Source organism: Corynebacterium sp. LaCa_23 (assembly GCF_058182375.1).
Map to the genome: position 1 here is coordinate 541881 of NZ_CP190825.1, position 23880 is coordinate 565760.

Annotated in this window: 20 protein-coding genes and 1 pseudogene; 13 read left to right on the forward strand and 8 right to left on the reverse strand. The window is 60.5% G+C overall.

The genetic code is table 11. The features are described 5' to 3' along the window. Nucleotides 1–2: 2 nt before the first annotated feature. From trpS to ACP8IT_RS02780, 5 genes are all read left to right on the forward strand, one after another. A complete protein-coding gene (gene trpS / locus ACP8IT_RS02760; protein WP_284897330.1) occupies nt 3–1034 on the forward strand; it encodes a tryptophan--tRNA ligase in 1032 nt (343 codons plus the stop codon). A gap of 95 nt (nt 1035–1129) precedes the next feature. Continuing rightward, entirely contained in the window at nt 1130–2209 is a 1080-nt protein-coding gene (locus ACP8IT_RS02765; RefSeq protein WP_490290349.1) for a YhjD/YihY/BrkB family envelope integrity protein, read from the forward strand. Nucleotides 2210–2264: 55 nt separating this feature from the next. After that, nucleotides 2265–3158 (forward strand): RDD family protein, encoded by an 894-nt coding sequence (locus tag ACP8IT_RS02770; RefSeq protein ID WP_490290350.1) that lies wholly within the window; start codon nt 2265–2267, stop codon nt 3156–3158. 48 nt (nt 3159–3206) lie between these two features. After that, nucleotides 3207–4127, forward strand: a complete 921-nt coding sequence (locus tag ACP8IT_RS02775; protein ID WP_490290584.1) for an amidohydrolase family protein — start codon at nt 3207–3209, stop codon at nt 4125–4127. Nucleotides 4128–4158: 31 nt separating this feature from the next. After that, nucleotides 4159–4836 carry a type 1 glutamine amidotransferase domain-containing protein gene (locus ACP8IT_RS02780; RefSeq protein ID WP_288747809.1) on the forward strand — a complete coding sequence of 226 codons (678 nt, stop codon included), beginning with the start codon at nt 4159–4161 and terminating at the stop codon, nt 4834–4836. A gap of 142 nt (nt 4837–4978) precedes the next feature. On the opposite strand, the gene ACP8IT_RS02785 is transcribed toward ACP8IT_RS02780, so the two are convergent. Genes ACP8IT_RS02785 through ACP8IT_RS02795 form a run of 3 tightly spaced genes read right to left on the reverse strand, consistent with a single transcriptional unit; the run spans nt 4979 to nt 7459 of the window. Next, on the reverse strand, nt 4979–6217 hold the full coding sequence (locus ACP8IT_RS02785) for a hypothetical protein (protein WP_284610014.1): 1239 nt from the start codon (nt 6215–6217) through the stop codon (nt 4979–4981). 54 nt (nt 6218–6271) lie between these two features. After that, nucleotides 6272–7180 carry a C40 family peptidase gene (locus tag ACP8IT_RS02790; protein ID WP_126318403.1) on the reverse strand — a complete coding sequence of 303 codons (909 nt, stop codon included), beginning with the start codon at nt 7178–7180 and terminating at the stop codon, nt 6272–6274. Beyond that, nucleotides 7181–7459 carry a hypothetical protein gene (locus ACP8IT_RS02795; RefSeq protein WP_005277346.1) on the reverse strand — a complete coding sequence of 93 codons (279 nt, stop codon included), beginning with the start codon at nt 7457–7459 and terminating at the stop codon, nt 7181–7183. It abuts the gene before it with no gap. Between the two features lie 57 nt (nt 7460–7516). Here ACP8IT_RS02795 and upp point away from each other — a divergent pair, with 57 nt between their 5' ends. The 4 genes from upp (at nt 7517) to ACP8IT_RS02815 (ending at nt 11335) form a co-directional block, all read left to right on the forward strand. Then, nucleotides 7517–8152, forward strand: coding sequence for a uracil phosphoribosyltransferase (upp, locus tag ACP8IT_RS02800; RefSeq protein WP_034653796.1), 636 nt, complete (start codon nt 7517–7519; stop codon nt 8150–8152). A gap of 47 nt (nt 8153–8199) precedes the next feature. Continuing rightward, a complete protein-coding gene (locus tag ACP8IT_RS02805) occupies nt 8200–8568 on the forward strand; it encodes a helix-turn-helix domain-containing protein (protein WP_023028365.1) in 369 nt (122 codons plus the stop codon). 78 nt (nt 8569–8646) lie between these two features. Next, a complete protein-coding gene (locus ACP8IT_RS02810; protein WP_005277354.1) occupies nt 8647–9837 on the forward strand; it encodes a M20 family metallopeptidase in 1191 nt (396 codons plus the stop codon). A 70-nt stretch (nt 9838–9907) separates the two neighbouring features. Further along, nucleotides 9908–11335: an NAD(P)H-quinone dehydrogenase gene (locus ACP8IT_RS02815; RefSeq protein ID WP_005281545.1), complete on the forward strand. Its 1428-nt coding sequence runs from the start codon at nt 9908–9910 to the stop codon at nt 11333–11335. Nucleotides 11336–11344: 9 nt separating this feature from the next. Here ACP8IT_RS02815 and ACP8IT_RS02820 read toward each other — a convergent pair whose 3' ends face one another. Continuing rightward, a complete protein-coding gene (locus ACP8IT_RS02820; protein ID WP_023016835.1) occupies nt 11345–12658 on the reverse strand; it encodes a short-chain fatty acyl-CoA regulator family protein in 1314 nt (437 codons plus the stop codon). A gap of 165 nt (nt 12659–12823) precedes the next feature. Between ACP8IT_RS02820 and prpD the strand changes: the two genes are divergently transcribed. The 4 genes from prpD to ACP8IT_RS02840 all read left to right on the forward strand — a co-directional run bounded on the left by prpD (nt 12824) and on the right by ACP8IT_RS02840 (nt 20329). Further along, complete coding sequence (gene prpD, locus ACP8IT_RS02825) at nt 12824–14335, forward strand: 2-methylcitrate dehydratase PrpD (RefSeq protein WP_490290351.1); 1512 nt, start codon at nt 12824–12826, stop codon at nt 14333–14335. After that, on the forward strand, nt 14335–15267 hold the full coding sequence (gene prpB, locus ACP8IT_RS02830) for a methylisocitrate lyase (RefSeq protein WP_490290352.1): 933 nt from the start codon (nt 14335–14337) through the stop codon (nt 15265–15267). Before prpD ends, prpB begins: the two co-directional genes overlap by 1 nt. Nucleotides 15268–15280: 13 nt before the next feature. After that, a complete protein-coding gene (locus ACP8IT_RS02835; RefSeq protein WP_023030189.1) occupies nt 15281–16441 on the forward strand; it encodes a bifunctional 2-methylcitrate synthase/citrate synthase in 1161 nt (386 codons plus the stop codon). 456 nt (nt 16442–16897) lie between these two features. Further along, the gene (locus ACP8IT_RS02840; protein WP_490290353.1) at nt 16898–20329 is read left to right on the forward strand and encodes a pyruvate carboxylase; all 3432 of its coding nucleotides are present in this window, start codon (nt 16898–16900) and stop codon (nt 20327–20329) included. A gap of 253 nt (nt 20330–20582) precedes the next feature. Here the strand turns inward: ACP8IT_RS02840 and ACP8IT_RS02845 are convergent. The 4 genes and pseudogenes from ACP8IT_RS02845 to ACP8IT_RS02860 form a co-directional block, all read right to left on the reverse strand. Further along, nucleotides 20583–21629, reverse strand: a pseudogene (locus ACP8IT_RS02845) (DUF1648 domain-containing protein); the annotation flags it as partial. Further along, the gene (locus tag ACP8IT_RS02850; RefSeq protein ID WP_490290354.1) at nt 21626–22003 is read right to left on the reverse strand and encodes a GntR family transcriptional regulator; all 378 of its coding nucleotides are present in this window, start codon (nt 22001–22003) and stop codon (nt 21626–21628) included. The pseudogene ACP8IT_RS02845 and the gene ACP8IT_RS02850, both read right to left, overlap by 4 nt. A gap of 140 nt (nt 22004–22143) precedes the next feature. Then, complete coding sequence (locus ACP8IT_RS02855) at nt 22144–23166, reverse strand: hypothetical protein (protein WP_023028369.1); 1023 nt, start codon at nt 23164–23166, stop codon at nt 22144–22146. Continuing rightward, nucleotides 23163–23744 (reverse strand): ABC transporter ATP-binding protein, encoded by a 582-nt coding sequence (locus tag ACP8IT_RS02860; RefSeq protein ID WP_005281569.1) that lies wholly within the window; start codon nt 23742–23744, stop codon nt 23163–23165. Before ACP8IT_RS02860 ends, ACP8IT_RS02855 begins: the two co-directional genes overlap by 4 nt. Between the last annotated feature and the right edge of the window lie 136 nt (nt 23745–23880).

Genomic DNA, 23880 nt, shown 5'->3' on the forward strand with positions numbered 1-23880 from the left:
ACATGACTGATTCCACTGCATCTAATTCTGCGTCCCGCGTACTTTCCGGCATTCAGCCCACCGCTGATTCCTATCACTTGGGAAATTACTTGGGAGCGCTGAAGCAGTGGATCGACCTGCAGGAAGGCTACGATGCCTTTTACTTCATCCCGGATCTGCACGCGATTACCGTGGAGCAGAATCCGGAGGAGCTGCGCAACCGCACCATGGCGGGTGCTGCACAGCTCATCGCGCTGGGCATCGACCCGGAAAAATCCACCCTCTTCGTCCAGTCCCACGTGCCCGCCCATGCGGAGCTGACCTGGGTATTCCAGTGCCTGACCGGCTTCGGCGAGGCCTCCCGCATGACGCAGTTCAAGGATAAATCCGCCAAGCGCGGCGCCGATCGCACCTCGGTGGGTCTTTTTACCTACCCCATCCTGATGGCGGCCGATATCCTGCTGTACTCGCCGGATTACGTGCCGGTGGGCGAGGACCAGCGCCAGCACCTGGAGCTCACCCGCAATCTGGCCGAGCGCTTTAATAATAAGTACGGCGAGACCTTCCACGTGCCGGAGCCGTTCATTCCAGAGGGCGCGGCGAAGATCTATGACCTGCAGGATCCGACGTCCAAGATGTCTAAGTCCGGCCCCAACCCCAAGGGCCTGGTCAACCTGCTCGACGCCCCGAAGACCTCTGCCAAGCGCATTAAGTCCGCCGTGACCGATGACCTGGGCTCGGTTGCCTTCGACCGGGAAAACCAGCCGGGCGTATCGAACCTGCTGGTCATCCAATCCGCGCTGACTGGCGAGTCCATCGACTCCTTGGTGGAAAAGTACGCCGGCCAGGGCTACGGGCACCTGAAGGTGGATACAGCGGAGGCGCTCGAGGCCTTTACCACCCCGCTCAAGCAGCGCTACGACGAGCTCATGGCGGATCGCGGCGAGCTGGAGCGCATCTTGGAGCGCGGCGCCCAGACCGCACAGGAAGTAGCGCAGCCGCTTGTCGATGCCGTCTATGAAAAAGTCGGCTTCCTTCCTCGCCCGCGCAGGTAGTAGGTACCCCTTAACCCACCCCACCGAGGGACAAGTGGATGTTTGCCAGCTACGCTATACGAGGATAAACGCTGTGCGAACAAGAAGGGAAGCACGTGTCCACCACCACGCAATCCTCCTCTAAAAAGACGGACCACTACGGTATCGAGCGTGCCAACGCCGATGATCCGGGAGCGATAGATAAGGTCCGGCGTAAATCGCCCATGGTTGATCACCTCATGCGCATGCAAGAGCGCTATGCCGCAGAGGGCGGTAACCAATTTTCCGCCGGCATTACCTATTACTCGGTGCTGTCCATCTTCCCGTTGGCGATGCTGCTGGTGGCCACCATCGCCGCCGTCCTTGCTAACCGCGAGGACCTGCTCAATGACTTGCAGTCCTATATCACGGACTCCATTGACGGGAACCTCAGCGAGTCGGTCAATGAGATCTTGGATAAGGCCATTGACCAGCGCGGTGCCATGTTCGGTATCGGTGGTTTGACCACCCTGTGGTCCGGACTGGGGTGGATGAACCACCTGCGCATCGGCATTTCCGCCATGTGGGGCATCGATGCCAACGACGGTGGCTCCTTCCTGAAGAAGAAGTTCTCGGATCTTCTGGGCCTTATCGGCCTGATCGTCGCCTTTGTCGTGGCCTTCGGCGTGACCGCGGCGGGTTCCTCTGGGCTTACGCAGAAGGTCTTCGATCTGTTGGGCATCGATTCCTTCCCTGGCATGGGCTACGTGTTCTTCTTTAGTGGCCTGCTGCTGGGACTTATCGCTAACTTCATCGTCATGTGGTGGCTGATTATGATCCTGCCGCGCACGAAGGTGCCTAAGAAGTCCGGCTTTATCGGCGCTGCCATTGGTGCGGTGGCATTCGAGGCTATTAAGCAGCTGTCCACGGTGATTATGTCCTCTGCCACCGGCAGCCCGGCCGGTGCGGTCTTTGGCCCGGTCATCGTCCTGATGATCGTCATGTACTTGGTGTGGCGCGTGGTGCTGTATATTTCCGCATGGACCGCGACGACCGCAGAATCCTTGAAGTACGCGCACCCGCCGGTTCCAGAACCCGCCGTTATTCGCGTGCGCAATGAGGTGCGCGAGGGCGCACCGGTCGGCGCGGTCTTCGGCGTGGGTGCCGCCCTGGGGGCTGCGGCCGTGGGTGTGGCGAAGCTCTTCCGCCGGAAATAATTATCCTCCCTACGGGTGAGGACCGCCGCGCGCCTTACCTTTAAGATAGGACACTATGAACGCCGATGATATTGCCCCAGACCTCTACGAAAAGTGGGACCTCGACCGCAGTGGCGGCGAGGACGAGCTTTCCGTTTTATTGGAAGCAAAAGACATCAAGCTCGGGCAGCAGGGATATAACCAGGATGAGCCGCGGCGCGTCCAGCTGCGCATAGCGGCCAGCATCCTGGGTTCGGCGAAGAAGAGGGCCGAATACGATGAAGCATTGCGCACCGGCCTCCGCCCGACGTGGGGCGAGCTCGGCACACTGAGCTCGGTGGGGCAGTGGTCCCCGGCCCCGCGCCCGCAGCCGAACTTCTACGATCAACCACAGGGCCCGGCACAGGCACCTGGGTTTGCCCAGCCCAGCCCGTATAGCTCCCCGTACGCGCGCGATCCATTCGCCCAGCATGCCTCGCCGCAGCAGCAGATGGTGCCATCGCCCGCTACCGCGCCGGCGCCAATCCAGCACCAAGCGCAGAAACGGCCGTCCCAGGAAACGCGCATCGGCATGGGCATCTTGGACTTTTTCTTGGCCGGCGGCATCAGCGGCGCGGTTGGCGCGGGCGTCGACGAGCTCGCGGATGTAGAAGCCCTGTCCTTTGTCGTTTTCTGCATCGTCATGGTGGTCTACGTTCTGGGCAGCGAAGTTTGGTTGGGCGCTAGCCCGGCAAAGATTCTTGCCGGCTATACCGTGCGGGACGTGGATACGAAGGAAAAGCTCAGCCTTAGCCAGTCCGCCAAGCGCCAGTGGTGGCGCCTAATTAACGTGATTCCTGGTATCGGTCAATTGGTGGGTATGTTGGGTGCGGTGGTGCACGCGACCACCATCAACGAGGAAAACAACCTGCGCGGTTCCCACGACGATCTCGCAAACGCCGAAGTGGTTAAGAGGAAGCCGCGCAAGTAAAACGCGGGTGGGGCGCGGATATGGCGCATCCTAGGGTGCGTGCCTACGATGGTGCGCATGCATGATGCACCTTTGATTAGCCCCGAAAACAAGGATTCCGCCGAGAGCGTGGTGGAACAACTGCCCAAGGTATCCCTCTGGGAACCGGTCCGCTCGCAGGCCGGCACCGCGGAGGAATTGAATGCGGATATTCGCGAGCAGTGCGCCCAGCTTGCCGATGACCACGTGGTCTACGCCGAGCTGCAGCTCAACCCCGCGGCTTATTCTTTCGATACGTCAGCGGTTGTGCGCAAGGTGGCCGCAGAACGCTTCGGCGATCTTGAGGTTCGGTTTGTCCTCGAGGCGGCAGAGCCGGCGGCTAACGCTGAGGACTCTGCGGGTATTGCGGGCTACACCCTGCCGGAGGGGAATGCTGCCGCAGCGGCGGAATTCCGCGCGAAGTACCTGCCTACGCAGATCGCGGTGGGCGAGGATTTCGCCGCCACCGAAAGCGCGGCGCAGGCCGGAGTGAACCGTTTGCTGCGACCGGTGAATATGATCGATGATTTCACCGCCGATGTCGATGGAATCCGCCCGGGCAAGGCCTCCGGATGGATCCGCGACCGACACATTCCACTGGTATTTTCGCCCGTGGACGATGTCGAGGAACTCACGGATCACCCGCTGCCGCTGTTACAGCAGCTCGGTTTTACCTGCTCCGTCTCCTCCGGTGATTCCACACTGAGCAGGCAGTTTCTCGCCTTGAGCGAGACCTTTGGATACGGCTTGGAGGAGTTTTTCGATCTCACCGTAAAGGCGATTGAGAATATTTTCGACACCGAAGAGACAAGGCAGCGTATCCTTGAGACCGTTGTCCTTCCGGCCTACGAGGACCTCTCCGATCCGGAACTTGTCGGCCCCGATACTGAGGAGTCGCTCCAAGATTCCGGGTTCTCAATGAACCTGAATGACAACGCTTCCGAAGAGTAATAGATAGTTAATCTACATAAAGGAGGAAGACATGCCTTCCGCACTATTCGTTGTTACCGCCGCTGATAAGTGGACGCTGGCTGATGGCAGCGCCCGTCCTACCGGTTACTGGGCCGAGGAGCTCATCGCTCCGCACCGCGTTTTTAAGAACGCTGGTTGGGATATCGACTTTGCTACGCCGAACGCAAAGGCACCCGTGGTAGACGAGTACAGCCTCGAGGTATTGTCTGAGGGCGACCGCGCCGAGCAGGAGAACTACCTCGCAGAAATCGGTCCAGACCTGGAAGACCCACTGAACCTGGCCGATATTAAGGAAGCCGACTACGACCTCGTCTTTTACCCCGGCGGCCACGGCCCAATGGAGGACTTAGCTTATGACCAGGACTCCGCCAAGCTGCTGCAGGAGCGCATCGACTCCGGCCGCGCGCTATCCCTGGTCTGTCACGCACCGGCTGCATTGCTCGCGCTGGACAATGACAACTGGCCGCTTAAGGGCTACACCATGACCGGCTTTACCAACGCCGAAGAGGGCGAGGAGACCATCGCCGCCGCCAAGTGGGTTGTTGAGACCCGCCTGCGCGAGCTCGGCGCTGATTTCAAGCAGACCGACCCGATGCAGCCTTATGTTGAGGTTGACCGCAACCTCTACACCGGCCAGAACCCGGCATCCTCTGAGCCTTTGGCACAGCGCATCCTGCGCGACTTCTAAAACCGTGGGCCACGCTGGGAAGCGGCGCCAACAGGAGCCGCCGTTCCTAGCCGCCTCGTCGGGGCTCTTGGCCACAAAAGAAGCCAGCCACCCAGATCGGGGAGTGGCTGGCTTTCTTCTGTTTTAAAGAGACCTGGTGATTCTAGAAGCGGGAGAAACGCTTAATCAGCATGTTCTCGAGGCCCTTCCAGGACTCGGCGTGTTCGTTATACGGCTTCGACGGGACGTAGCCGGCGTGCTCGGTGGAACCGAGCATGTAGCCCAGGTAGTCCTGCAGGCGCGGATTGGCCAGCATATAGGAGTTGATGGAATCGTCCCCGGCCCAGTCCGCGGCATCGGCGCAGACCTCGTAGCAGCGGGCCAGCTGGTCGGAGTCTACCGCTTCTGGACCCTTTTCAATATCGCGGACAAGCCCGTTGAAGGAATACTGGTTATCCGGATGGACTTGCACCTCTAGCTCACCGGCGTTGGCTGCGGTGACGACGTCCTCCCAGGTGGACACGCGTGCCAAGTCGTGGTCATCATTGTCGATGAGCCACCGCACTAGCGTCTTGGAGGAATCGAAGGTAAAGATTTCGCCCCACTTGCCCAAGAAGATGGGCTTGCCGTCTAGGTAGGTGCGCAGCGTGTAGACGGACTTCGACTGCGCGGTGATCTTAATCGGGTCGATTCCGGCGGCGGCCCAGGGGGACTCGTCATAAGGATCGGCAGCGTCTGCTGCGGCCTTGCGCTTTTCTTCGGCTTCCTTGGCTGCGGCTTCGGCGGCACTCGCGGCCTCGGAGATGCGGGTTTCGGCATCGGAGATAGCGGCGGCGTCGAATTCATCGCTAGGAACCACGCGGACGTGCTTATCCAGATCCGCGATGACCTTCTTCCAATTGGTCAAGATGACCCGCCCGACGCCGGTCCACTCATTCAGTCCCTGCTCGCCCGAGTAGTGATCGGCGCCGCGGGAGACGTTGCGCAGGATGGAGTGGGTGGCGAAGAAGATGGTGGTCTGTTCGGCAGCGGCGACATCGGCAAGCGCGGATGCCACCTCGAGATCGCGCGCCACGGTGGAGACATTGGCGTGGCTGGGGCGGCCGGCGAGGGCTTCTGGCATGCCGATGAGATCGTATTCATCGCGCTTGGCCGGGGTGACGCGGTGCGCCGGGCGGGCGGAAAATTGCTCCCACTGCGGGTGATCCAGCAGGTCATGCTTGGCATCGGACTCTAGGTAGCACAGCAGCTCAGCGGGGGAGTCAAAGACCAAGACGGAGTCATCGTCGCCCAAAAAGGCTTGCCACTCGGAGCCATTTTCGCGCCACTTGGGCGCCCAGAGGGTATAAAAATCGCCCTCAGTCAAGGAGAGCTTAATAGGCACAATCGCACGGGTACTCATGAGCTTTTAGTCTACCCAACGCCCCAGCTGCCGCGCGGAATTGCCGGGGCCTTGTCAGGCAGTCGGCCGCCAAAAACCCTTAAATTGCATGCCCATATTATTCGTTCGCAGCGGGTTGGTCTGTACGGGGTCGCCGGCCTCCACAATCTCGCCATTACCGGAATACATCGCCACATGGCCATCCCAGACCACCAGATCGCCGGGCTGGAGTTGATCGGCGCTGACCTGCTTGCCGATGGCCTGCTGGTCCGCCGTGCGCGGTATATCCACCCCCGCTTGGGAATAGGCCCACTGGGTAAGCCCTGAGCAGTCAAAGCCACCGTTGCCGGTTCCGCCCCAGGTATAGGGCTGGCCCACCTGGCTCTTGGCCGCGGCCACGGCCGCGCGGCCTGCCTCTGAGCCAGCTTCTGCGCCCGCTGATGCGTGCGGCGCGGGTGCAGCACCGAGCTCCGCCGGAGGAGCCACCGCGGTATGCGTCGCCGCGGCGGCCGTGGCCTGCTGGGGCTGGCCAACGGCTGATTCCACCGGTCGCTGGGAGATGGGCAACAGGGCCGCGGCGGTGGTGGTGAGCTCGTCTTTCAGTCGGTTGACCCGGGCCATCGCCAAGCCAATGTGCTCGTCTATCACGGTGCGAAGGGACGCAAGCGCTGCAGCCCGGGAGGCGGGATCAAGGGAGATTAATCCCATCGCGATGGGCGCAGCGGCCTGGATGAGCCGCGTGCCGATGCCAAAGATATCGCCGGCAGCCGCCGTAACGAGGCCGCGGGCCTGGTTGAGTACTGCGGAGATGGTCTCGTTATCGCCGGTGAGGAGGTTCGCGGCGGCGATAAGCTGCGAGGCATCACCGTGCGCGATATCCGCCAGCGGCTGGGCGGCGGAGAGATCTGGGACGCGGGGAAGTTGGACATCGGGAAGCGGCGAAGGCTGCAGCGCGGCGATATTTTTAATGGCGGTAGCAAGCACTTAGATCGCCGCCCCGAGTAAGTCGCGCAGCGCCGCATCGGAGTCTTCCGCTTCACGCGACATCTGGAAGGAAGACTGCGCGATGTGCCCCATATCGTGGCGCAGCATGGTCATCCGCGCCCCAATATTGTCTAAGGCGGCATGAACGGCCTCATTGAACCCGGTAAAGGCCGAATCTTCGGGCAATGCCGGGTGGGGTGGATTGTCTCCCTGCGCGTTCGCATGCAGGTCACGGGCTAAATGACGGGCGTGGGCGGTATCTATCTGAAATGGTCTCATGCCCTATTGGACTGGCCAATGGCCCAAGTGGTTCCCAAAAAGTTTAAAGTAGTGGGCATGGATATCCACGTCGTAGACCACCCGCTTGCTGCTTCCCGCCTGACCCTGATGCGCGATGCGCGCAGTGATAACTCCGCTTTTCGCGCTGCGCTCAAGGACCTGGGAACCATGCTCGTATATGAAGCCTCCCGCGATTTGGCGGTAGAAAACTTCGCTTGCGAAACCCCGGTTGCCACAGCACAAGGCACCCGCCTGCAGGATCCACCCATCATCGTGCCCATCATTCGCGCCGGGCTCGGCATGGTGGATCCCGCCCTGTCGATGATTCCAGATGCCCAGGTCGGCTTCATTGGCATGGCGCGCGATGAAGAAACCCACGAGCCCGTGCCGTACTTGGAGGCGCTGCCGCAAGACCTGACCGGGCGCACCGTCTTCGTCGTTGATCCCATGCTGGCCACCGGCGGATCCCTGCTGCACGCCCTGCGCCTCTTGGCCGCCCGCGGCGCTACCGATATCACCGCCATCTGCATGGTCTCGGCCCAAAATGGCGTGGATGCGCTGGAGAAATCGGGCCTTCCCGTCCGCCTCGTCACCGCCGCCATTGACCCTGAACTCAATGCGGATGCCTATATCGTGCCGGGGCTTGGCGATGCCGGCGATCGCCTCTACGGCCCGCGCAATATCGATCTTTAAGCTAGTATTTCTCCCTGAAAGCCCGAAGGCGGCTTTCAAAGGGGGAAATGATCGTGAGTTTTATTCAACTAATGTGGTCGAGCTACGGCTACGGATTTTCGCAACAACTGCGCCGCGTGCGCGAGCGGCGCGGGGTATCCCAGCAAGTGCTTGCGGATATTTCGGGGGTATCGCGCAGCCAGATTTCCAACCTGGAACGCAATGAAAATGGCCTACACACCATGGCGGACCCGCAATTATCCACGGTGTACAAACTGGCGCTGGCTTTAGAAATCCCGCCGGCGGTCCTCTTGCCGGCCGGTGGGGACGTGGTGGAGGGCCACTTGGCAGACTCCGCCGTGCTCGGGGTAGAAGATGTGGCGCCCTTTCCACAGGACTACATCAACCAGCGGCGCTTTAGTGATGCGCGGGGCTAACCACCCTGACTTACTGAACCGCATGGTCTAGTTGTAGACTGCCTCCAAGAGATAGTCCAGCAACAGGGAGGCGTGCGCGTGATCTCGGAGTTTATTAACGAGTGGTTCGATGCTCACCGTGCGGAGGTCATCGCGTGGCGGCGCCATATCCACCGCAATCCGGAAACGGCGAACCAAGAGGTGGAAACCACCAATTACATCGCGAATATCCTTGCGGATTACGGGCTCGAGCCGCAGCGCTTCCCGCACACCGGCCTCATGGTGGATATCGGCCCGGATACAGAGCTTGGCCGCTTGGCCTTCCGCGCCGATATCGATGCCCTGCCCATTACCGAGGTAACAGGGCTGGAGTTTACCTCCGAGAAGCCCGGTACCATGCACGCGTGCGGCCACGATGTGCACACCACCGTGGCGCTCGGCTTGGCGTGCGCGCTGGCGGATTTCCAGCGGGTTAATGAGCTGGAGCTGGGCATTCGCGTCATCTTCCAGCCGGCGGAGGAAGTGTGGGTCGGCGGGGCCACCGACGTTATTTCTTGGGGCGCGTTAGAAGGCGTGCATTCCATCTTCGCCATCCACGCCGAGCCGAAGCTGCGCGTGGGGCGCATTGGCATCCGCGCCGGGGCTATTACCTCGGCAACGGACGTGGTGGAGCTCAAGATCAAGGGCCCGGGCGGGCATACCTCGCGCCCACACCTATCCGCGGATGTGGTCTATGCGCTGGGCAAGGTTATTACGGAGCTGCCGGCGCTGCTGTCTCGCCGCGTTGATCCGCGCACCGGCACGGTTTTGGTCTTTGGCCAGGTCAATTCCGGCTACGCTCCTAACGCAATCCCGGAAACTGGCATGCTGACCGGCACGATGCGCACCGCCGATATCACCATCTGGCGCCAGATGCAGGAGCTCTTCGCGGAGCTAGTGGATCAGATCCTCGCGCCGGTGGGGGTAGAACACGAATTGTCCTATAACCGCGGCGTGCCGCCGGTGCTTAACGATGACGTCGCTACCGCCATGCTCGCTTCTGCCGCACAATCCATCGACCCGCAAGCCGTGGTCCAGGCCCCGCAGTCTTCCGGCGGCGAGGACTTTTCCTGGTATTTGGAAAAGGTGCCCGGTTCCATGGCGCGCCTTGGTTGCTGGTCCGGGGAGGGGGAGCAGCACGATCTGCACATGGGCGACCTCATCGTGGATGAGCGGGCAATTGGTGTGGGCATTAAGCTTTTCGGGGCTGTGGTCGAGCAATTTATGGGGGAGAATGCGCAGGCGGACTAACGCGCTGGGGTTACCTACGGGTTAGACTCGTAGGCGACTTTAAAAGTGGAGCCTATAAAGGAGCAATTGCGTGTTGAACCAGACCAAGCGAATTGTCATCATCGGCGGTGGCCCGGCGGGCTATGAGGCAGCGCTGGCTGGCGCCAAGTACGGCGCGGAAATCACCATCATCGAAGACCAAGGCATGGGCGGCAATAGCGTGGTCTTGGACTGTGTTCCCTCCAAGTCGTTTATTGCCGGCGCCAATATTAAAACGGACTTGCGCCGCGCGGATGACATGGAGCTGAACGAGGGCATCGGCAAGGCGCAGCTTTCCATCAGTGCGCTGAACCAGCGCGTGCAGGACTTGGCGGCTAAGCAATCCGGTGATATCCGCAATACCATGGATTCCCTGGGCGCCCGCGTTATCGATGGCCGCGCGCACTTCCCGGAGGATCAGCAGGCCGATGCCTTTGGTGGGCACAAGGTCACCGCGGTCTTCAATGAGGATGGCCACGAGGAGACGCTGGATGCGGACCTCGTCTTGGTGGCTACCGGCGCCACCCCACGCATTTTGCCCGGCGCCCAGCCGGATGGCGAGCGTATCCTGACCTGGCAGCAGGTCTATAACCTCACCGAGCTGCCGGAGCACCTCATTGTGGTGGGTTCCGGTGTCACCGGTGCGGAGTTCGTCTCCGCCTTTGCCGAGCTGGGCGTCAAGGTCACGATGGTGGCCTCGCGCGATCGCATCTTGCCGCATGATGATGCCGATGCCGCCGACGTCCTCGAAACCGTGCTGAGCGAGCGCGGCGTGGAGCTGGAAAAGAACTGCCGCGTGGAAACCGTTAACCGCACCGAGGACGGTAACGTGCTGGTCACCACGCAGGACGGGCGCGAGATTCACGGCTCGCACGTCATCATGTCCATTGGTTCTGTCCCGAATACCAAGGATCTGAAGCTGGAAAACGTGGGCGTGGAAACCGCGAAGTCTGGTCACATCCAGGTAGACCGCGTCTCGCGCACCAATATTGCCGGCATTTACGCAGCCGGTGACTGCTCCGATCTTTTCCCGCTTGCCTCCGTGGCCGCGATGCAGGGCCGTGTGGCGATGTACCACGCGCTTGGTGAAGGCGTCTCGCCGCTGCGCCTGAAGACCGTGGCTAACGCGGTCTTTACCCGCCCGGAGATCGCCGCGGTCGGCTTTACCCAGGCCGAGATCGAGGCCGGTGAGGTCGCCGCCCGCGCCATTACCATGCCGCTCAATACCAACCCGCGTGCAAAGATGCGTTCGCTGCAGCACGGTTTTGTCAAGCTATTCTGCCGCGCAACGTCCGGCCGCGTGATCGGTGGCGTCATCGTCGCGCCGACCGCCTCCGAGCTCATCCTGCCCATCGCTATGGCAGTGACCAATCAGCTCACGGTGAACCAGCTGGCCGATTCCTTTGCGGTCTACCCATCGCTATCTGGCACCATCACCGAGGCCGCCCGCCGCTTGGTGGCCCATGATGACCTGGAGTAAACCTCGTTCCTAGAACGTGGAGTAAGCATGCTCCGCAGTGCGGTTAAGCTCGATTTTGATCGGCCTATCTGCCTCCGGCAGGGCGCGCTGTGGACAGAATTCGCGGGGGCAGGCCGTACAGCCTGGGCCAATCGGGGTGGCGGCGGAACTGTCCAGGTTCAAGGCATCGGCATAGACGATGCGATCCGCCTGGGTGATATCGCAGCCTAGGCCTACCGCGAATTCCTTGCGCGGGGTGCCCCACGACTTGGCGGTTCCCTGCACGAAACGCCCGATCCACAGGTAAGCGTGGCCATCCGGCATGGCGGCGACCTGGCGGGTAATGCGGTTCGGGGTTTCAAAGGCGCGGTGGACTACCCACAGGGGGCAGGATCCACCAGAGCGCGCGAAGTGAAAGGCGGTAGAGGACTGCCGCTTGGAAATATTGCCCGCGCGGTCGGTGCGGATGAAGGAAAAGGGCACGCCCTTAAGCCCTGGGCGCTGGAGCGTGGCGAGGCGCTGCGCGGTTGTTTCAAACCCAGTCCCAAAGTAGTTGCACAGCAGGTCGATATCGTAGCGGGTATCTTCTGCCATCGTGAGAAAGCGCTGGTAGGGCATGGTGACAGCCGCCGCGAAGTACTGCGCAAGGCCCAGGGTGGCTAAGTCTTGGGATTCGCCTTCGGGCAGTTCAGATACGAGGTTGTCACAGATATCGCCGTAGGCCAGCAGGCAGTATTGCAGGGCCATTTCAAAGACCAATTGCGCCTCAGATAACCCATCGCGCAGCGAGAGCTCGCGCGTATCTGGGTCGAAGCTGCGCCGAGGGCCGGGACGGGAAAAGCGCACCGTAACCCCCAGATCCTCATGCATGCGGGAGGCGAGCCGGCCGCGGCGCAGGACGCGATCGCCCAACTGGCCAGCGAGTTCTTCTGCGAGCACATCGAGCTCGTGGATGTAATTATGCGCGTCATAAAAGAAATCCCGCACCACTTCAAAGGGGGAGGGGTCCGCAGCGGGCGCGCGGGAAGCAACATCAACAAACCGCGGCATCAACTCGGGAAAGCGAGAGGCGAGATCCGAGAGCGTTTCTTCAGAGGCATCGGGGAAGATGTGGCGGAGCTCGGTAATCGTATGGATATCGCGGTCTTCGGCGAAGTAGCTGGGATCCACGGTAAAGCGCTGGGCTAGCTGCATTAACACGGTTACGGTCAGCGGGCGCTGGTCGTTTTCCAACTGGTTGAGGTAGCTCGTGGATAACCCCAACTTCTTCGCCATCGCCACCTGGGTGAGCCCGCGCTGCTTGCGCAAAGCGTGAATCCGTGCCCCCGCATAGTGCTTGGTCATGCGTCCCCGTCCTTCCTTTAAGTCCCCTGCGCTGTGAAAATCACAAGTTTTGCAGATTTCACAAAAGAAGTCCGCTAATTTCCACAAACATTACTTATAGCGTGCACCACATGCAAACATTTACTGTGATTTACAACGCATTCTTGATGAAGGAGGACGCAACTAGTGAAAAACCATGAGGTACGCACCCATAAATCCGCCGAGGACTTCCCATACGAGGAGCACCTGGCGTTCAAGGTGGCCGAGGTGGCCGCGGACCCCGTAGAGGTCCCGGAAGAAACCACCGAGATGATCATCAACCGCATCATCGACAATGCTGCCGTGGCTATGGCCTCTGTTGCCCGTGGCCCTGTGACGTCCGCGCGAGTGATGGCAGAAGCCCACCCCGTGGACAAGGGCGGTTCCACCATTTTCGGCATCGATGGCACGTATTCCGCAGAGTGGGCCGCACTGGCCAATGGCACCGCAGTCCGCGAGTTGGACTATCACGACACCTTCCTCGCCGCCGAATATTCCCACCCCGGCGATAATATTCCGCCGCTTCTTGCCGCAGCGCAGCACAAGGGTCTGAGCGGCCGCGACCTTATCCGCGGCATTGCGACCGGCTATGAAATCCAGGTCAACCTGGTCAAAGGCATGTGCCTGCACGAGCACAAGATCGACCACGTGGCGCACTTGGGGCCATCGGTAGCCGCAGGGCTTGGCACCATGTTGGGCCTGGATAGGGATACGATTTACCAGGCCGTCGGCCAGGCGCTGCACACCACCACGGCAACCCGCCAGTCCCGCAAGGGCCTGATTTCTTCGTGGAAGGCCTACGCGCCGGCCTTCGCGGGCAAGATGGCCATCGAGGCCGTCGACCGCACCATGCGCGGCGAGGGTGCCCCGGCACCGATCTGGGAGGGCGAGGACGGGTTCATCGCCTGGATGCTGCATTCACCAGAGCGCACCTACACCGTGCCCCTGCCAGAAAACGGTGAGGCCAAGACCGCCATCCTGGATACCTACACCAAGGAACACTCCGCGGAATACCAGGCGCAGGCTCCCATCGACATGGCCTTTGCGCTGAAAAAGACGCTGGAGGATAAGGGCCTGAAGACGGCGGATATCGAGTCCATCGTGCTGCACACCTCCCATCACACCCATTACGTCATCGGCACCGGCGCGAACGATCCGCAGAAGATGGATCCTTCCGCCTCCCGCGAAACCCTGGACCACTCTGTGATGTACATCTTCGCGGTCGCGCTAGAAGATGGCGTCTGGGACCACGAAACCTCCTATTCCCCTGAGCGCTCCAACCGCCCGGAGACCATCGAGCTGTGGCAGAAGATCTCCACCGTTGAGGATCCCGAGTGGACGCGCCGCTATCACTCCAACGACCTTGAGGAAAAAGCCTTCGGCGGCAAGGCCGTTATCACTTTCAAGGACGGCACCGTCATCGAAGACGAGCGCGCCGTAGCTGACGCCCACCCGCTGGGCGCCCGCCCCTTCGCCCGCGAGCAGTACATTGCCAAGTTCAAAAAGCTTGCCGATGGCGTCGTCGACGAGGCCGAGCAAGAGCGCTTCCTCACCGCCGTGCAAGACCTAGAAAACCTCACCGATCTAACCGAACTCAACGTGCGGGTCAGCGATGAGCACCTTGCCACCGCGCCCGAGAAACCGGAGGGAATCTTCTAATGGCTGGACTATTTGGTTCTACAATCACCAACGCTGAAAAGCGTGCGAACTTCCGCAAATCCATCGAATCCGGATCGATCACCACGCTGCCGGGCGCGTTTAACCCGCTGACCGCCCGCCTTATCCAGGACATCGGCGGCTTCGACGGCGTCTATGTATCCGGCGCGGTACTGGCTAATGATTTGGGCCTGCCTGATATTGGGCTTACTACCTTGACCGAGGTGGCCCAGCGCGCCGGGCAGATCGCGCGCGCTACCGACTTGCCCGTGCTTGTCGATGCCGATACCGGCTTCGGCGAACCCATGTCCGCCGCCCGCACCGTCGCCGCCCTCGAGGATGCCGGCCTAGCCGGCTGCCACCTGGAGGATCAGGTCAACCCGAAGCGTTGCGGGCACCTCGACGGCAAGGAAGTGGTGGACAAGGAAGTCATGGTCCGCCGCATCAGCGCGGCCGTCAACGAGCGCCGCGATCCTAATTTCATCATCTGCGCGCGTACCGATGCCGCCGGTGTCAATGGCATCGATGACGCCATCGACCGCGCTAAGGCCTATGCCGAAGCCGGTGCGGACCTCATCTTCACCGAGGCGCTATATTCCCCCGAGGACTTTGAAAAGTTCCGCGCCGCCGTGGATACGCCGCTGTTGGCGAATATGACGGAGTTTGGCAAGACCGAGCTGCAATCAGCAAAGACCCTCGACGGGTTGGGATACAACGCCGTGATCTGGCCGGTCTCCAGCTTCCGCGTGGCCATGGGCGCTACCGAAGAATTCCTGCGCGACTTGCAAGATACCGGCATCCAGACCGAGTGGTTAGAGCGCATGCAGCACCGCTCCCGCCTGTACGAACTGGTCCGCTACCAGGAATACAACGAGTTTGACCAGTCCGTATTCACCTATTCCAAAGACAGCTACCAACCCATTTTTGAAAGCTAAGGAGCCAGTGACCATGTCCGATAAGAAAAACGAAACCCCAGAAATCCGCAAGGGCCTTTACGGTGTCGTTGTCGATGAAACCGCCATTTCCAAGGTCGTTCCAGAGACCAACTCTTTGACCTACCGCGGCTACCCGGTCCAAGAACTGGCCCGCTACTGCTCCTTCGAAGAGGTCGCTTACCTCTTGTGGAATGGCAAGCTGCCGGGGCAAGAATCCCTCATCCGCTTCTCCGCGCGTGAGAAGGCATTGCGACACCTAGACCGCCACCTCATTGACCTGATCATGTCCATGCCGCAAAGCTGCCACCCCATGGACGTTCTGCGCACAGCCATCTCCTTCATCGGTGCCCAGGACGCGGAGGAATACACCAAGGACTCCGAGCACGTGCGCCGTACCGCGCTCGAACTCATGGCGAAGATCCCCACCATCATCGCGCTCGACATCCGTCGCCGCCGCGGTGAGGGCTACATCGAGCCGTCCCGCAAGAAGGGCTTTGCCGAAAACTTCCTGTGGATGGTCTTCGGCGATGAAGAAGGCTCCCCAGCGGTCAACCGCGCCGATATCGAGGCCTTTGATAAGTCCCTCATCCTTTACGCCGAGCACTCCTTCAATGCCTCCACCTTCTCGGCGCGCGTGGTTACCTCCACGATGTCTGATACCTACTCCGCCATCGTCGCCGCCATTGGCGCGCTCAAGGGGCCGCTGCACGGTGGTGCCAACGAGGCCGTCATGAAGAACTTCCTCGAGGTAGACGATCCTGCCAAGGCCGAGGAGTGGACCAAGAACAAGTTGGCCAACAAGGACCTGGTCATGGGCTTTGGTCACCGCGTGTACAAGAACGGCGACTCCCGCGTTCCCACCATGGAAGCTGCCTTCAAGGAGTTGGCCGAGCAGCACGACCAGACCAAGTGGATCGACATGTACGACATTATGGCCAAGACTATGGAAGAAAACACCTCGATCAAGATCAAGCCGAACTTGGACTTCCCGGCCGGCCCTGCCTACCACATCCTCGGGTTCGATATTCAGTTCTTCACCCCGATCTTCGTCATGGCCCGCATCACCGGCTGGACCGCGCACATCGTGGAACAAAACGAGAACAACTCGCTGATTCGCCCGCTGTCCGCCTACGTCGGCGAAGACCAGCGCTCCGTTCCGCCTAAGTCCTTCTAATCGCTCGGCCTCCGCGCGGTTCGTCCCGCGGTGGGCCGTTGAGTAGGCCGTTAAGTGGACCGCATTTGCTCCCCACGTTCACGTGGGGAGCATTTGTGCATCCTGCTGCGTTTATCGGCGTTAAATGTGCATCCTTCTACGGTATAACTGAGCAAACCGCGCCCTCAGATGTTGCATTTTCGACTCAGGTATTGCAGAGGAGGATGCACATGTAGCGTCTGCGGCTGCGAAAAATTTGCCGGCTGAAAATTTGCAGACTTTGCAGAATTGCTAGGCCTGTTAATACTGGTTGGCTGGCAGAAATTGCTTGCGTGGGGTTTAAGTTGCAGGTGAGTGTAGAAAATCCCGTTTTTAAAAAGGGATGATAAAAACTATTCTTATCTCTAAACTGAGAGACGGATCACCCCAGTGGGGACGTTGCAACGCGGCGTCTTCCAAGTTGAAAGGAACACCCAAGTGGCCAATTCCGCCCTTCCATCGTTCGACAAGATTTTGGTAGCCAACCGCGGTGAAATCGCCGTGCGTGCTTTCCGCGCTGCCTTTGAAACGGGGGCGAAGACCGTCGCCGTCTATCCTCGTGAAGACCGCAACTCCTTCCACCGCGCCTTTGCGGATGAAGCAGTGCGCATTGGTAACGAGGGACAGCCCGTTAAGGCGTACCTCGATATCGAGGAAATCATCCGCGCTGCCAAGAAGTCTGAGGCGGATGCGATCTATCCGGGCTACGGCTTCTTGTCCGAGCGCGCTGATTTGGCCCGTGCCTGCGAGGACAATGGAATTAAGTTCATTGGCCCCACCCCGAGCACGCTAGATCTCACCGGTGATAAGTCCGCTGCGGTTAACGCCGCGAAGGAAGCGGGGCTGCCGACACTGCAGGACTCGGAGCCGACTACGGACATCGATAAGCTGGTAGCAGACGCCGGTGACTTCAGCTTCCCGGTCTTTGTCAAGGCCGTCTCTGGTGGTGGCGGGCGCGGTATGCGCTACGTGGAATCGGAATCTGAGCTGCGCGAACGGGCGGCAGAGGCCTCGCGCGAGGCGGAGGCGGCCTTCGGCGATGGCAGCGTGTACCTCGAGACTGCGGTGATTAATCCGCAACACATTGAGGTGCAGGTGCTTGCGGATTCCCAGGGCAATGTCATCCACCTCTTTGAGCGTGACTGCTCCGTGCAACGCCGCCACCAGAAGGTCGTGGAAATCGCTCCCGCGCCATCGCTGGATCCGGAGCTGCGCGATCGCATCTGTCAGGATGCCGTGAACTTCTGCGAGCACATCAACTATGAGGGCGCCGGCACGGTGGAGTTCCTCGTGGATGAGCGCGGCAACCACGTATTTATTGAGATGAACCCCCGCGTGCAGGTGGAGCACACCGTGACTGAGGAGGTTACCGGTGTGGACATCGTCAAGGCGCAGATGAATATCGCCGCAGGTGCTTCCTTGGAAGACATCAACCTGTCGCAGGAAAATATCACCATTACCGGCTCCGCCCTGCAGTGCCGCATTACTACCGAAGACCCGAATAATGGCTTCCGCCCAGATACGGGTACGTTGACCGCGTACCGCTCGCCGGGCGGCGCTGGTGTGCGCCTGGATGGTGCGACCTCCGTGGGTGCTGAGGTATCGCCCAACTTCGACTCCCTGTTGGTGAAGATGACCTGCCGCGGCACCACCTTCGAGCAGGCCGTCCACCGTGCCCGCCGCGCGCTGAACGAGTTCCACGTCTCCGGCGTGGCCACCAATATTGGCTTCCTGTGCGCCTTGCTCAATGAGTCGGACTTCGTCAACACCCGCGTCGATACCGGATTCATTACCGAGCACCCAGATCTGCTCAAGGCGCCACCAGCGGTGGATGAGTCCGGCCGTATCCTGGACTACATCGCGGATATCACCGTGAATAAGCCCAATGGTGATAGGCCCACCGCGCTGCGCCCGTTTGATAAGCTGCCGAAGTTCAACACGGAAGAGCCGCTCCCGCGCGGTTCCCGCGATGACCTCTTGGAGCTCGGGCCGCAGAAGTACGCGGAAAAGATTCGCGCCCAAGACCCTTTGATGGTCACGGATACGACGTTCCGCGATGCCCACCAGTCCCTGCTTGCCACCCGCGTGCGCAGCACCGCCTTGGTTTCCGCGGCAGAGGCCGTGGCGCGCCTGACCCCAGATCTCTTCTCCGTGGAGGCATGGGGCGGTGCTACCTATGACGTGGCCATGCGCTTCCTCCACGAGGATCCCTGGGTGCGCCTGGATCTGCTGCGCGAGGCGATGCCGAACCAGAACATCCAGATGCTCCTGCGCGGGCGCAATACCGTGGGCTATACCCCGTACCCGGATTCGTTGTGCCGCGCCTTCGTGCAGGAAGCGGCTAAGTCCGGCGTGGATGTCTTCCGCATTTTCGATGCGCTTAACGATGTCTCCCAGATGCGCCCTGCCATCGATGCCGTGCTCGAGACGAATACCACCGTGGCCGAGGTAGCCATGGCGTATTCCGGTGATCTTTCTTCGCCGAAGGAAGACCTCTACACCTTGGATTACTACTTGAAGCTCGCCGAGCAGATTGTAGAATCCGGCGCGCACATCCTGGCCGTTAAGGACATGGCGGGCCTGCTGCGCCCAGAGGCCGCGCACACGCTGGTGACCGCGCTGCGCAAGGAATTCGATCTGCCGGTCCACGTGCACACGCACGATACTGCCGGTGGGCAGATCGCTACCTACTTCGCGGCTGCGCGCGCTGGCGCCGATATCGTCGATGGTGCCTCGGCGCCGCTGGCCGGCACCACGTCGCAGCCATCGCTCTCCGCGCTCATCGCTGCATTCTCCAACTCCAAGCGCGATACCGGAATCGACCTGCAAGCGGTCTCGGACTTGGAGCCGTACTGGGAGGCCGTGCGCCAGCTATACGCCCCGTTTGAAAACGGCATTCCTGGCCCGACCGGCCGCGTGTACAAGCACGAGATTCCGGGCGGTCAGCTGTCGAACCTGCGCGCGCAGGCCGTCGCATTGGGCCTGGCGGATCGCTTCGAGGTCATCGAGGATAACTACGCCGCCGTCAACGAGATGCTCGGCCGCCCCACCAAGGTCACCCCGTCCTCCAAGGTGGTGGGTGATTTGGCGCTCCACCTCGTGGGCACCGGCGTTGCTCCGGAAGATTTCGCGGCCAACCCGACGAAGTACGATATCCCGGATTCCGTGGATCAATTCCTCCGCGGCCAGCTGGGCACCCCTCCGGGTGGCTGGCCGGAGCTGCGCGATAAGGTCCTCGATGGTCGCGCCGAAACCGGTGCGCAGATTAACGATGTCCCGGCAGAGGAGCAGCCGCACCTGGAATCGGATAACTCGGATGAGCGCCGCGCCAGCCTGAACCGCCTGCTCTTCCCCAAGCAGTTCGAGGAATTCAACGAGTTCCGCCGCAAGTATGGCAATACCGAGGCGCTGACGGATACGACCTTCTTCTACGGCCTGACCGAAGGCGAAGAAAAGGTAGTGCACTTCTTCCCAGAAGATTCCACCGATCGCTCCAACCTTAAGCAGATCGTGGTGCGCCTCGATGCCGTGGGTGAGCCGGATGAGAAGGGCATGCGCAATGTTGTGCTCAACGTCAACGGCCAAATCCGCCCGATGAAGGTGCGCGATGAAAACGCCGAATCCACCGTGGCCACGGTGGAGAAGGCGGACCCGTCCAATGACGGCCACGTAGCGGCCCCGTTCGCCGGTGTGGTCAACCCCACGGCAGAGTCAGGCGACGAGGTCAAGGCCGGCGACCAAGTCGCGGTCATCGAAGCGATGAAGATGGAAGCCTCCATTTCCGCCACCAAGGATGGTGTGGTGGACCGCGTGGCCATTGGCCAGGCCACCAAGGTGGAAGGCGGCGACCTCATTGCCGTAATCAACTAGTCTGCACACTCAAGCGCCCCGCTTCCCTCGATTTATCTCGAGGCAGCGGGGCGCTTTGGTGTCTAGCTGTGCTAAAAATCAACGATTTCGTCCATCCAAATGACCGCAACCGTCGACGAAATCCTTGCTCTAGATGGACGAAATCGTTGATTCGCGAGGATGGCGGAGGCTCGCCTTAACCAAGGATGACGGGCAATGCTAACGAGCCGACCAAGATGAGTACCACGAGGCCGAAAAAGACTTTGGCCTGCCACCGGGCATAATTAAATGACATTCCCGTACCGAAGCGCTTATCTACCAGTACCGCCGGATCATCCGGGTTGTAATATATTACTCCCCATTTATAGAGGTGGTCATTGTCCGGTGATTCTTTGTCTTCATCAGCGAAGTGAATACCGCGCAATTGTTCGGATAACCGGGATTGCTTGTAGAGAAGAAATACAACTAGACCGATGCTGCCACCAATGGTGAGAATCAGCATTGTGGTGATCGCGGCGCCGTTGAAGCGTTGATAATGCGGGATAGGGCCGGTTACCTGCATCAGCGCCATCCCGGCGCTGATGAGCAGGGTGAGGACTCCCATGCCGGTGTTCGTCAGGGCGAGGTTTGCTTCGTTACGCAGCCGCGCTTTAATGCTGCGCTCAGAGCGTGGGGACACCTCACTATGCGCGATAAAAGAGCAGATAATGGCAAATAGGCCCAGCAATGCTAAAGCGACGAATGAGGAGAAAAACACGCTCCCAATTGATTTGTCGCTCCAATTGTCGGCCTCCATGGATTCATTCCAGTGCACGGGAACGGGGTCCGGAATGGCGGACCAGTGGGAAGCTACGATGATGGCACCGGCCGCGATGCACAGCAGGGAAGAGAGCATGGTTACCCACGGAAAGGTCGGGGTAGGGATGCCGCGAAATTCGGGCGCATCAATGGCTGTGGTGGAAACACGGGCAGCGATGCTGGTTTCAACCTCGTCGAACCAGCCGCCCGCCTTTTTAGCCGCGATGATACGGCGGCGTTGGGACGCATAAGCCCACATGCCACCGAGCGCCACCACGAGGGAAGGTAGTGCGGCTAATAACGGCAGTTTCCAGGCAAAGAGGGACATGGCCGTTGCCACGATGCCGCAGCTCCACGTGCGTATCTTGAATCCGGCGAAGGCGGAGGTAACCGCAGGATCAGAAAGATAAGTCTTGGGCACGCGCACTCCGAGCGGGGTGCCAGGTGAGGCCAGGGAGGGGGCTGTGGCCATGATCCAGGTGATAACCAGGGTGGTGGCGGCCATTATGAGTGTGAAAATCATGGTGATACTTCCAGGTCATTAAGGGTGGAGCTGAGTCGAGCGTGGAGCTCATCTGGGCTAAAGCCTTGGGTGCGGGCGAGTGCGACTATGCGGCTTAATTGCTCTTCCAGTTGTTTTTCTTGCGCGGTGGTGCGAGCACCAGGCCTGACGATGGAGCCGGAGCGTCCGGCGGTTTCTACAAGGTCCTCGGAAACCAAGAGGTCGTATGCCTTCTTCACGGTGGCAGGGTTAATGCCTATATCCTTGGCAACGCGGCGGACGGGATCTAGCTTGTCGCCATCGGAAAGCTGTCCGCGAGTGATAGCCAAAACGATTTCATCGTGAAGCTGTTGAAAAACGGGGACGTCAGATTCGGGGTTAAGGGTAATGAACATCTGTCACCTCCAATCTTTTTCTGTATTACTTGCTGTAACACAATCTGTATTATTTTATGTGGTACAGAAAAGAGGGCAAAAAGAATCCCAGGTACCGGCGACTTAATGCAGTGACGTACCTGGGTTGCGGGGCAGGGAGACTAGAGAAAAAGGGCCCCAGCGATGGCAGCAATACCGTAGCTCCCGCGCATGAAGTAACCGAAGACCTCGGGAGAGAAGGAGGCGCCGAAGCCGCCGGTATCGATGATATTCATGGTGGTAACGCGTGCGGGACGGGAGCGCTTAAAAGCGGTGTAACTAAGCCCCAAACAACATGCTGCGAGCGTGAACAGGGACAGCTTCCACACGGTGGCGATGAAGGCGGTGCCGACAACGGCAGCACCTGCGGTGGCAGCCAGTGGCAGTCCCCAGTCGGGCCACGCACCATCGACGATGCGGCCGAAGGAGGCGGCGCGGCCAGTAGCGGCGCCGACAATGGTCCAAGCGGCAGCAAATCCAATAAGAGCAAGGCCGCCGAGCTGAGGTGCTAGCGCTAGGGTCAGTCCCATGACGGCGACCGCACCGAGGGGGATGTACCACCGGCGAAACAGGCGCCGAGCAAAGAGGAGACTGAGCGAAGCCGTGGCATGTGAGCGCGGGCGCAGGCGAGCGGATTGGGAGGCGATAGCATCGGCAGAAACCTCAGAATCCAGTAGCCCAAAGGAGGACGAGCCGATGGCACGGGTACGGCCCGCGCGGAGGAGCGAGGCGAGTTCGAAGGATCGCCAGCCGATGGCAAACCGCAGCAGGGGGAGGGTTATCGCCGCATAGAGTGGAAGATGCAGCGATGCACACAGGGCAAGACCTAGGAGGCTCACGCCGGCGAGCTGGGCAATAGACAGCTTATCGACGCCTCCCATGCGCCCCCGCGGCCTATCCGCATAGACCCAACGCCCGAGCGAAAGGCTGCGCAGCGGATAGAGCGCCTCGAGGAGGATGATGAGGGCGAGCGAGCCGAGCCCGGCACCAATGGTCGCGGTTGCGGGCAGAGCAGCGGCCGTGCGCTGTGCTAGCGAGGGCAGAAGCGCTGCAGCATTGTGCCAGGCGTAGACGCTGACGCTCGCGATAAGTGCCGCGATGAAGGCGTAATAGATGGCTGAGGAAGCTGTGGAGAGAAGTTTCATGAAATCTTCACTACTTCGTCGCAGGCAGCGAAGATGGCCGGAGAATGGGAAGCGAGCACCACACAGCGGCCATTGGCTGCCAGGTGGCGTAGCTCCTCGGCCAAGAAGGCGGTCCAGGTGTGGTCGAGGTGGCGCTCGGGTTCGTCGATAAGCAAGGCTTTGGCCGGCTGATAAAGCTGGGCTGCGAGGTAGACCCGCTGGCGCTGGCCAGAAGAAAGGCTGCTGACAGCGGAGTTCCGGATGGCGTCGTCGATGGCCCAGAGCTCATGGACCTCGGCAAAGTTTACGCCGGAGCGGCGGGATAGCAAGCTAAAGTGCTCACCCACGGTGAGATCGGGGAGGAAGACTGGGTCCCCGACGGAGATGACGGAACCGGCCGCCGCAGCGCTACCGGGCGCGGCACCGTCGATGAAAACGGTGCCATTTAGTGGGGCAATCTCGCCGCTCAACGTCTGCAGCAGCGTAGATTTACCCGCACCATTCGGGCCTTTTAGGCCGTATACGCGACCGGCATTAAAGCTGCGATTGAGGTGCCCCAAGGCGGCGGAATGTCCGTAGTCTGCATCTATTGTCAACATCGTTGCCAGGTTAGCAGACAGGTGGCTGGCCCTAGGGGGCGGTAGCTTTGATGCGATTCAATTGTTTCAGGAAGTAATCTTGGATTAAAACCTTGGGTATGATTGTGCGTTCCTGTTCTATTGATGGGCTTGGCTC

What these genes read in the sequence shown, in the direction of transcription:
- trpS (WP_284897330.1), top strand. Translation starts at nt 3, where the DNA reads ATGACTGATTCCACTGCATCTAATTCTGCGTCCCGCGTACTTTCCGGC.
- ACP8IT_RS02770 (WP_490290350.1), top strand. Translation starts at nt 2,265, where the DNA reads ATGAACGCCGATGATATTGCCCCAGACCTCTACGAAAAGTGGGACCTC.
- ACP8IT_RS02775 (WP_490290584.1), top strand. Translation starts at nt 3,207, where the DNA reads ATGGTGCGCATGCATGATGCACCTTTGATTAGCCCCGAAAACAAGGAT.
- ACP8IT_RS02780 (WP_288747809.1), top strand. Translation starts at nt 4,159, where the DNA reads ATGCCTTCCGCACTATTCGTTGTTACCGCCGCTGATAAGTGGACGCTG.
- ACP8IT_RS02785 (WP_284610014.1), bottom strand. Translation starts at nt 6,217, where the DNA reads ATGAGTACCCGTGCGATTGTGCCTATTAAGCTCTCCTTGACTGAGGGC.
- ACP8IT_RS02795 (WP_005277346.1), bottom strand. Translation starts at nt 7,459, where the DNA reads ATGAGACCATTTCAGATAGATACCGCCCACGCCCGTCATTTAGCCCGT.
- upp (WP_034653796.1), top strand. Translation starts at nt 7,517, where the DNA reads ATGGATATCCACGTCGTAGACCACCCGCTTGCTGCTTCCCGCCTGACC.
- ACP8IT_RS02805 (WP_023028365.1), top strand. Translation starts at nt 8,200, where the DNA reads ATGATCGTGAGTTTTATTCAACTAATGTGGTCGAGCTACGGCTACGGA.
- ACP8IT_RS02820 (WP_023016835.1), bottom strand. Translation starts at nt 12,658, where the DNA reads ATGACCAAGCACTATGCGGGGGCACGGATTCACGCTTTGCGCAAGCAG.
- prpB (WP_490290352.1), top strand. Translation starts at nt 14,335, where the DNA reads ATGGCTGGACTATTTGGTTCTACAATCACCAACGCTGAAAAGCGTGCG.
- ACP8IT_RS02835 (WP_023030189.1), top strand. Translation starts at nt 15,281, where the DNA reads ATGTCCGATAAGAAAAACGAAACCCCAGAAATCCGCAAGGGCCTTTAC.
- ACP8IT_RS02850 (WP_490290354.1), bottom strand. Translation starts at nt 22,003, where the DNA reads ATGTTCATTACCCTTAACCCCGAATCTGACGTCCCCGTTTTTCAACAG.
- ACP8IT_RS02855 (WP_023028369.1), bottom strand. Translation starts at nt 23,166, where the DNA reads ATGAAACTTCTCTCCACAGCTTCCTCAGCCATCTATTACGCCTTCATC.
- ACP8IT_RS02860 (WP_005281569.1), bottom strand. Translation starts at nt 23,744, where the DNA reads ATGTTGACAATAGATGCAGACTACGGACATTCCGCCGCCTTGGGGCAC.